The following is an 8,076-nucleotide window of genomic DNA, read 5'->3' as shown; positions in this document are numbered from 1 at the left end:
CCACGTCAAGGTGTTCGGGCCCGGCTCGCTGGCCCCGGTCGCCAGCTTCTTCGCCTATGCGGCCGAGTTCCACGGCGGGGTCTACGTGGCCGGGGGCGACCTGAACGGCGACGGCGTGCCCGACATCGTGACGGGGGCGGGCCCGGGCGGCGGCCCCGAAGTCAGGGTCTTCGACGGGGTGACCGGCACGCTCCTCCGGAGCTTCCTGGCCTACGACGCGAGCTTCACGGGTGGGGTGCGGGTGGCGGTGGGGGACGTCAACGGCGACGGGCGGGCCGACATCATCACGGGGCCGGGCCCGGGCGGGGGGCCGAACGTCCGGGTCTTCGACGGCCGGACGGGCGCGCTCCTCCGGTCGTTCTTCGCCTATGATCCGACCTTCACCGGCGGCGTCTTCGTGGCGGCCGGGGACGTGAACGGCGACGGGATGGCCGACATCATCACGGGGGCGGGCGAGGGCGGGGGGCCGAACGTCCGGGTCTTCTCGGGCGCGACCGGGCTGATGCTGGCGAACTTCTTCGCGTACGACCCGAGCTTCACCGGCGGCGTGCGGGTGGCAGCCGGGGACATGGGCGGCGCCGGCCGGGCGGACTACATCATCACGGGGCCGGGGCCGGGCGCGGCGCCGGTCGTCAAGGTCTTCGACCCGACGGGCGGGCTCACCCGGGCGTTCTTCGCGTACGCTCCGGCCTTCACGGGCGGGGTGTTCGTGGCCGCCGGGGACATGAACGGCGACGGGACGGCCGACATCATCACGGGGGCCGGCGCCGGAGGGGGGCCGCAGGTCAAGGTATTCGACGGCGGGACCCTCGGCCTGCTGGCGAATCTCTTCGCCTATGTTCCGGCGTTCCTGGGCGGCGTCACGGTCGGGGCGAGTCCCTAGTTCCTCGGGGGAGGACCTCGCCGGCCCCTCCGGTGGCTGAATGTCGTCCGGAGGCTCCGAGGCCGGCGGCTTGACAGCCTCCGGCGGGATTTGATACAAGGGAGGCACAGCGCGAAAGGCCGAACCCCGGAGCTACGGGAGGGCCGAGTGCGTCGGGTGCGCAACGGGTCCAGGAAGGCGAGGTCAGCGGCCAGTGAGGCGCTGGCCATTTTTGTTTTTGTGCCGTCAAGGAGGGGATCATGCCGGATCGCGAGGTCCTCGTCCAGCAACTGTCGGAGGCGAACGCCGAGTTCCGGCGGCTCCGCGAGGAGCACCAGGGATACGAGCGCGAGATCCAGAGCCTCCAGGCCCGGCCGTTCCTGACGACCGAGCAACAGTGGCGGGTGGGTGAGCTCAAGAAGCTGAAGCTGATGGCCAAGGACCGCATGGAGGCGCTCATTCGGCAGAGCCAGCGCTCCGCCCAGATGCCCGCCTAGCGGGATGTGTCAGAGTGACCCGGCGTCTGTGACCGGTCGTGTTGTGCATCGGAGAGCGCTCCGAGCGGCGGCTCTGCCGCCGCAACGCTCCTGGGGGAGGTCTCGGAGGGGGCCGTTGAGGCCCCCTCCGACGATCTAGCGGATCCGGCGCCTTCATCATGTCCCGCGCCCTCAAGGGGGGCGGCCCCTCTCGGCTCGCCCCCCTTCCCGTCCAAGCGGCTCTCGGCCGATCACGCGCCCGCCGCGCCCTCCGGTCCACCGACGACCGGCCCGGCGCCGTCGGCCTCGCCGGATTGACGCACGTCGATCGGGAGGGCAAGGCCCGGATGGTCGACGTGACCGAGAAGGCGGAGACGGCCCGCGAGGCCCGCGCCCGCGTCACCCTTCGCATGCGGCCGCCGACACTCGCCGCGATCGCGGCGGGCCGCATCGTCAAGGGCGACGTCCTCGGCGTGGCCCGGCTCGCCGGGATCATGGCCGCCAAGCGGACGGCCGAGCTGATCCCGCTCTGCCATCCGTTGCGGCTCACCGGCATCGACGTCCGCTTCGCGCTGGATCGGCGCCGCTCGGCCGTGCACGTGGAGACCGCCGTCCGGACGGTCGACAAGACGGGCGTGGAGATGGAAGCGCTCACCGCCGCCGCCGGCGCCGGACTCGCCATCTACGACATGGTGAAGGCGATCGACCGCGGGCTGGTCCTGACCGACCTCTGCCTCCTGGAAAAGTCCGGAGGCCGGAGCGGCCACTGGGTGCGCCCGGGGACCGGGCGCCGTCGGGCGAACGTCCCATGAGGACGGCCCTGGTCCACTCCGACGCCTACGGGCGCTTCGACTACGGGTCCAACCACCCTCTCCGGATGGAGCGGCTCGGGCTCACCTTCGCCCTCATGGAGGCCTTCGGGCTCACCGCCCTGCCGGAGACGAAGGTCCTGGCCCCCGGCCCCGCGCCTGACGACGTCCTGCGGAGCTTCCACACGGAGGACTATCTCGAGGTGCTCCGGCGGGCCAGCGCGGGCCAGCCGGCGCCGGAGGCCTCCCGCTACGGGCTGGGGCCCGGCGACAACCCCATCTGGCCCGGCATGTACGAGGCCTCGGCGCTCGCCTGCGGCGGCTCGATTCAGGCCGCCGAGCTGGTGGCGGCGGGGGAGGTCGATCGCGCCTTCGCCTTCGCGGGCGGACTGCACCATGCCATGCCGGATCGGGCCTCGGGCTTCTGCTACCTGAACGACGCGGTCCTGGCGATCCAGGCGCTCCGCGCCCGTGGCCTCCGCGTCGCGTATGTCGACATCGACGCCCACCACGGAGACGGCGTCCAGGCCGCGTTCTACGAAAGCCCCGACGTGCTCACGATCTCGACCCACGAGCGGGGGGACCGCCTCTTCCCGGGCACGGGCTTCGTCGAGGAGATCGGGGCCGGCCCCGGCCGCGGGTACGCCGTCAACGTGCCGCTCCAGCCGTACACGGACGACGCCGTGTACCTCGAGGCCTTCGACGCGGTCGTGCCGCCCGTCGTCCGGGCCTACCGCCCGGACGTCGTGGTGGCCCAGCTCGGGATCGACAGCCACCGGACGGACCCGCTCACCCACCTGGCGCTCAGCGTGGACGGTTTCGCGGAAGCGGTCCGGCGGATTCTACACCTGGCGCCGCGCCTCGTCGCACTGGGCGGCGGGGGTTACGATCTCGCGAACGTCGCCCGGGCCTGGACCATCGCCTGGGCCCTCATGAACGAGGTCGCCTTGCCCGACCGGCTGCCCCCGGCCTTCGTCGCGTCCGCCCGGCGGCACCTGGGGGGCCGGACCGGGCTCTGGGATCGCCCCGAGCCCCTGCCGCCGGAAGTCGTGCGGGCCGCCCGCGAGTTCGCCGCGCGCCAGATCGCGGCGCTCGAGCGCCTGGGGTTCCCCGTCCTCGGCGCCTGACGGCGCCGACCTCCACCGCCGCGTCGCGCGGCGCTCGGCTGCGCGATGCATTGAGCCCTGCCGGACCGTGTGATAGCCTGCACGAACATGGGTGAGTGGCCACCGCTGAGCCTGGCCGGGCGGCTCATCACCGTCGAGGGCGTCGAGGGCGCGGGCAAGTCGACACAGGTCGCGCGGCTCGCCGCGTGGCTCGAGGGGCTCGGGGTGCGGCTGGCGACGACCTCCGAGCCGGACGGCTCTCCTCTCGGCCCCTGGGTGCGGCAGCTCCTGGCCGAGCGCTCTCCGCTGGACCCCGTCACGGAGTGCTTCGCCTTTGCGCTGGCGCGCGCCGAGCACGTGCGGCGCGTCATCCGGCCGGCGCTGGACGGCGGCGCGGTGGTCGTGTGCGACCGGTACGCCGACTCCACCGTCGCCTACCAGGGCTACGGGCGCGGGGTGCCGCTCGACGTCATCGCCGGGCTCAATCGGGTCGCGACCGACGGGCTCGTGCCCGATCTCACGATCGTCCTCGATCTGGATGTCGCCGAGGGGCTCCGGCGCGCGCGGGGTCGGCCGCACGACGCGGCCCTCTCTCCGGATCCCTTCGAGCGGCTGGGTCTCGAATTCCACGAGCGGGTGCGCAAGGGATACCGGGCGATCCACGAGAGGGAGCCGGCCCGCGTCGAGCTCGTGGACGCCCACCAGCCCGCGGAGGCGCTGGCCGAGGCGATCCGTGTAGTGGTGGCGGCGCGCTTCGGCCGCGGAGGGACGCGGTGAGAGCCCGCGAGGGTGTCGAGCCGGGACGGGGCCGGGCCGGGACGACCGGGCGCAGCGGGCCGCCCGGTGCGCCGAGCCCCGCGCCGCTCTGGGAAGCGATCGTCGGGCAGCAGGCTGCCGTGACGCTCCTCCGGCGCGCGCTGACGGCCGAGCGGGTCGCCCACGCCTACGCCTTCGTCGGGCCTCCCGGCGTCGGCCGCCGGCTCACCGCGCTCGCCTTCGCGCAGGCGTGCCTCTGCTCCCGGCAGGGCTGTGGCACGTGCGTGGCCTGCCGGCGGGTCGCCGCCGGGCAGCACCCCGACTGCCACCTGATCGCGCCGCTGCCGCCGAAGGACAACCCCCGGGGTGTGGCGACGCTGCGGATCGACCAGGTCCGCGAGCTCGAGCACTGGGCCGCGCTGGCGCCGCACGAGGGCCCGCGGAAGGTCTTCATCCTCGACGACGCCGACCGCATGACCCTGCCGACGGCGCAGGCGCTCCTCAAGACGCTCGAGGAGCCGCCGGCCCGCACCGTCCTCGTCCTGATCGTCGCCAACCCCCGCGCGCTGCCGCCGACCGTGCTCTCGCGCTGCCAGCCGGTGCGGTTCCGGCCCCTCGGCGAAGGCGAGGCCGTCGGCGTGCTCACGGCGCGGGGCGCCGCCGCGGACACCGCCCGGCTGCTGGCCCGGTTGTGCCGCGGCCAGATCGGCCTCGCCCTCGGCGCCGACCTGGAGGCGGTCCGCGCGCGACGGGCGGCCGCGCTCGCGCTCACGGAGGTGTCTCGGCCGGAGCTCGCCGGACACCTCGACGAGCTGGCGCCGGACCGGGCCGCGGTCGCGGCCTACCTCGAGACCTACTGGCTCTGGTATCGGGACGCCGTGTGCCTCACGGCTGGCGGCGATCCCGCCCTGCTCGTCAACATCGACCGTCGAGAGGAGCTGGCGAGCCTGACGCGTCGTCTGACGCTGCCCGGACTGACGGCGGCTCTGGCGGCGATCAAAGAATCCTGGCTCGCCCTCGATGGCAACGTCAGCCCGCGCCTGGCGCTCGAGCACGCGCTCCTGGCGCTCGCGCCGCCGGCGGCCTAGGATAAGGGAGATGGACAGAATGCCGGGGATCTCCGATGCCGGGCCCACCGCGCCTCCCGTGCGTCTGGTCGGGATCCGGCTGCGCGAGGGGTCGCGCGCCGACGACTACCGGGTGGACGACGCGCTCGACCTCCATGTCGGCGAGTTCTACCTGGTCGACGTCCCGAATGGGCACGTCCTCGGCGAGGTGCGCCGCCCGGCGCGCGAGCTGCCCGAGGGGAAGCGCGACCGTGTCTACCCGCGGGTGGTGCGGCGGGCCACGCCGGAGGAGGTCGCCGAGTACCGGCGCCGGCGGGATCGCGAGCGGGCGGCGGTCGTGACGTGCCAGATCCGGGCCAAGAGCCACGGGCTCCAGATGAAGATCGTGGACGTCGAGATCGCCCCCGACGGGCGGCGGGTGACCGTGCTGTTCGCGGCCGAGGGGCGGGTGGACTTCCGGGAACTCGTCAAGGAACTGGCCCGGGAGTTTCGCGCCCGGATCGAGATGCGCCAGATCGGGGCGCGCGACGTCACCAAGGTCCAGGATGGCATCGGGCCGTGCGGGCGCCAGCTCTGCTGCTCGAGCTACCTCCGGAAGTTCGAGCCGATCTCGGTGAAGATGGCGAAGGCCCAGGACATGCCGCTCACCGACAGCCGGCTCCTCGGCAACTGCGGGCGCCTCAAGTGCTGCCTCCTCTACGAGTTCTCCCTCTACGACGAGCTGCGAGCGCAACTCCCGCGGGTCGGGCAGGCCTGTCGGGCCGAGTGCGGCGGTGGGGGCTGCATGGACGGGCGCGTGAAGTCGGTCAAGGTGCTGAAGGAGACGGTGCGGGTGGGCTTCGCCGACGGCACCGAGGCCGAGCTGCCGCTCGACCAGCTCACGTGGGAAGGCCGACCGCATGTCAGACCCCTCGAGTGAGACGGCGGCCGTCCCGCCGGTGACCGACTGACCCAGCGTGCCCCCATGGCGCTCCCGAGCCCGCCGCGGCGCGTCTTCTACCTCACCACGCCGATCTACTACGTCAACTCGACGCCCCACCTGGGGCACGCCTACACCACGATCGTCGCGGACGCGATGTGCCGCTACCGCCGGCTGGCCGGGGATGAGGTCTTCTTCCTGACCGGGACCGACGAGCACGCGGAGAACGTCTTCCACGCGGCCAACCGGACCGGGGAAACGCCGCAGGCCTTCGCCGACCGGCTGGCGGCGGCCTTTCGAAGCCAGTGGGATGTCCTGGGGATCACCTACGACGACTTCATCCGGACGACCGAGCCGCGCCACAAGGTCGTCGTCCAGCGGGTCCTCCAGCAGCTCTACGACGCCGGCGAGGTTTACTTCGGCGAGTACGGCGGCCAGTACTGCGTGGGCTGCGAGCGCTTCTATACCGAGAAGGAGCTGGTGGACGGGCGCTGCCCCCAGCACGGGACCGCCCCGACCTTTCTCAAGGAGCCGAACTACTTCTTCCGGATGAGTCGCTACCAGACCTGGCTCCTCGAGCACATCGAGGCGCACAGAGACTTCATCCGGCCCGAGGGCTACCGGAACGAAGTCCTCGCCTTCCTGCGAGAGCCGCTGCAGGATCTCGCCATCAGCCGGCCCCGGACCCGACTCCCGTGGGGGATCCCGCTGCCGTTCGACGAGAACTTCGTCACCTACGTCTGGTTCGACGCGCTGCTGAACTACATCTCGGCGCCGGGATGGCCCGACAGCCCCCGGTTCCAGACCTTCTGGCCTCACGCCCAGCACCTGATCGGCAAGGACATCCTGAAGCCCCACGCCATTTACTGGCCGCCGATGCTGAAGGCGGCCGGTATCCCGATCTACCGCCACCTGAACGTGCACGGCTACTGGACGCTCGGCGGCGCGAAGATGTCCAAGAGCGTGGGCAACGTCGTCGAGGCCCTCAAGCTGGCCGACACCTACGGCCGTGACGCCTTCCGGTACTTCGTGCTCCGCGAGATGGCCTTCGGCCAGGACGCGAGCTTTTCCGAAGAGGCCCTGGTCGAGCGGCTCAACGCCGACCTCGCCAACGATCTCGGGAACTTCGTGAGCCGCGCCCTGGCCATGCTGACGAGCTTCGGCGGCGGCGTCGTCCCCGAGCCGGGGTCTCTCGGTCCGGCGGAGATCGAGGTCCGGGACGGGCTGACGCGCGCCCTGGCCGCCGTCCATGCGGCGATGGAGGAGTTCGCCTTCCAGCGAGCCCTCGTCGCCATCTGGGAGTGGATCGGCGCGCTCAACCGCTACGTGGACGCCCAAGCCCCGTGGACACTCGCCAAGGACCCGGCCCGGGCCGAGCGACTCCGGACGGTGCTCTATACCCTGGCCGAGGCGCTCCGCATCCTCGGCATCGTCCTCGAGCCCTTCGTCCCCGAGGCCGCCGCGGCCATCCGCCGCCAGCTCGGTCTGGGCGGGGTGCCGCGGCTCGAAGACGTGGGGAGCTGGGGCCGGATGGTCTCCGGGACGCGGGTCACCAAGGGGGCGCCGCTGTTCCCCCGTGTCGACGCCGGTGGCGCCAGCGCCCCCGCCGCCCGGGCCGGCGCGCCGCGCCCCGAGGCCGCGCCGTCCTCGCGCATCAGCATCGAAGAGTTCCGGCGCCTCGATCTGCGGGTGGCCGAGGTGCTGGACGCCGAGCCGGTGCCGAAATCGAAGAAGCTCCTGAAGCTCACCGTGAAGCTCGGCGACGAGACGCGGCGGCTCGTGGCGGGGATCGCCGAGCACTATGCGCCCGCCGATCTCCGCGGGCGCAAGGTGGTCGTGGTGGCCAACCTCGAGCCGGCGACCCTCATGGGCGTCGAGTCGCAAGGGATGGTGCTGGCCGGCTCGGAAGGCGACGCGCTCGCGCTCCTCACGCTGGACCGGGATTTGCCGCCGGGGGCCAAGGTCAGGTAGGGGTGTGTCGGAGTAAACCGGCGCCGACCAGCGAGCGCGTGGTGCATCGAGGAGTGCTCCGAGCGGCGGCATAGCCCCCGCCCCGACGGGGGGGCATCGGGGGGGTATTC

At 72.7% G+C, this 8,076-nt stretch carries 8 protein-coding genes; all 8 read left to right on the top strand.

Annotated features, from left to right (window positions below; translation table 11 throughout):
• Positions 1–883 (top strand): VCBS repeat-containing protein (locus VGW35_01725; GenBank protein ID HEV8306360.1); only part of this gene is annotated, 883 nt, incomplete at its 5' end.
• A gap of 239 nt (positions 884–1,122) precedes the next feature.
• Complete coding sequence (locus VGW35_01720; GenBank protein HEV8306359.1) at positions 1,123–1,359, top strand: YdcH family protein; 237 nt, start codon at positions 1,123–1,125, stop codon at positions 1,357–1,359.
• A 293-nt stretch (positions 1,360–1,652) separates the two neighbouring features.
• Positions 1,653–2,150, top strand: coding sequence for a cyclic pyranopterin monophosphate synthase MoaC (moaC, locus tag VGW35_01715; GenBank protein ID HEV8306358.1), 498 nt, complete (start codon positions 1,653–1,655; stop codon positions 2,148–2,150).
• Positions 2,147–3,274: an acetoin utilization protein AcuC gene (locus tag VGW35_01710; GenBank protein ID HEV8306357.1), complete on the top strand. Its 1,128-nt coding sequence runs from the start codon at positions 2,147–2,149 to the stop codon at positions 3,272–3,274. Before moaC ends, VGW35_01710 begins: the two co-directional genes overlap by 4 nt.
• 87 nt (positions 3,275–3,361) lie before the next feature.
• Entirely contained in the window at positions 3,362–4,030 is a 669-nt protein-coding gene (gene tmk / locus VGW35_01705; protein ID HEV8306356.1) for a dTMP kinase, read from the top strand.
• A complete protein-coding gene (holB, locus tag VGW35_01700; GenBank protein ID HEV8306355.1) occupies positions 4,027–5,097 on the top strand; it encodes a DNA polymerase III subunit delta' in 1,071 nt (356 codons plus the stop codon). Before tmk ends, holB begins: the two co-directional genes overlap by 4 nt.
• 10 nt (positions 5,098–5,107) lie before the next feature.
• Positions 5,108–5,995: a regulatory iron-sulfur-containing complex subunit RicT gene (gene ricT / locus VGW35_01695; GenBank protein ID HEV8306354.1), complete on the top strand. Its 888-nt coding sequence runs from the start codon at positions 5,108–5,110 to the stop codon at positions 5,993–5,995.
• A 45-nt stretch (positions 5,996–6,040) separates the two neighbouring features.
• Entirely contained in the window at positions 6,041–7,966 is a 1,926-nt protein-coding gene (gene metG, locus VGW35_01690) for a methionine--tRNA ligase (GenBank protein HEV8306353.1), read from the top strand.
• The last annotated feature ends 110 nt before the right edge of the window (positions 7,967–8,076 follow it).

This window comes from Candidatus Methylomirabilota bacterium, from assembly GCA_036005065.1.
Lineage (GTDB): Bacteria > Methylomirabilota > Methylomirabilia > Rokubacteriales > DASRDR01 > DASYQW01.
This window is presented reverse-complemented; position numbering and strand designations above follow the sequence as displayed.

Excerpts from the sequence above, each read along its gene's own strand:
- VGW35_01710 (HEV8306357.1), top strand. The coding sequence starts at position 2,147 with ATGAGGACGGCCCTGGTCCACTCCGACGCCTACGGGCGCTTCGACTAC.
- tmk (HEV8306356.1), top strand. The coding sequence starts at position 3,362 with ATGGGTGAGTGGCCACCGCTGAGCCTGGCCGGGCGGCTCATCACCGTC.
- VGW35_01720 (HEV8306359.1), top strand. The coding sequence starts at position 1,123 with ATGCCGGATCGCGAGGTCCTCGTCCAGCAACTGTCGGAGGCGAACGCC.
- ricT (HEV8306354.1), top strand. The coding sequence starts at position 5,108 with ATGGACAGAATGCCGGGGATCTCCGATGCCGGGCCCACCGCGCCTCCC.
- metG (HEV8306353.1), top strand. The coding sequence starts at position 6,041 with ATGGCGCTCCCGAGCCCGCCGCGGCGCGTCTTCTACCTCACCACGCCG.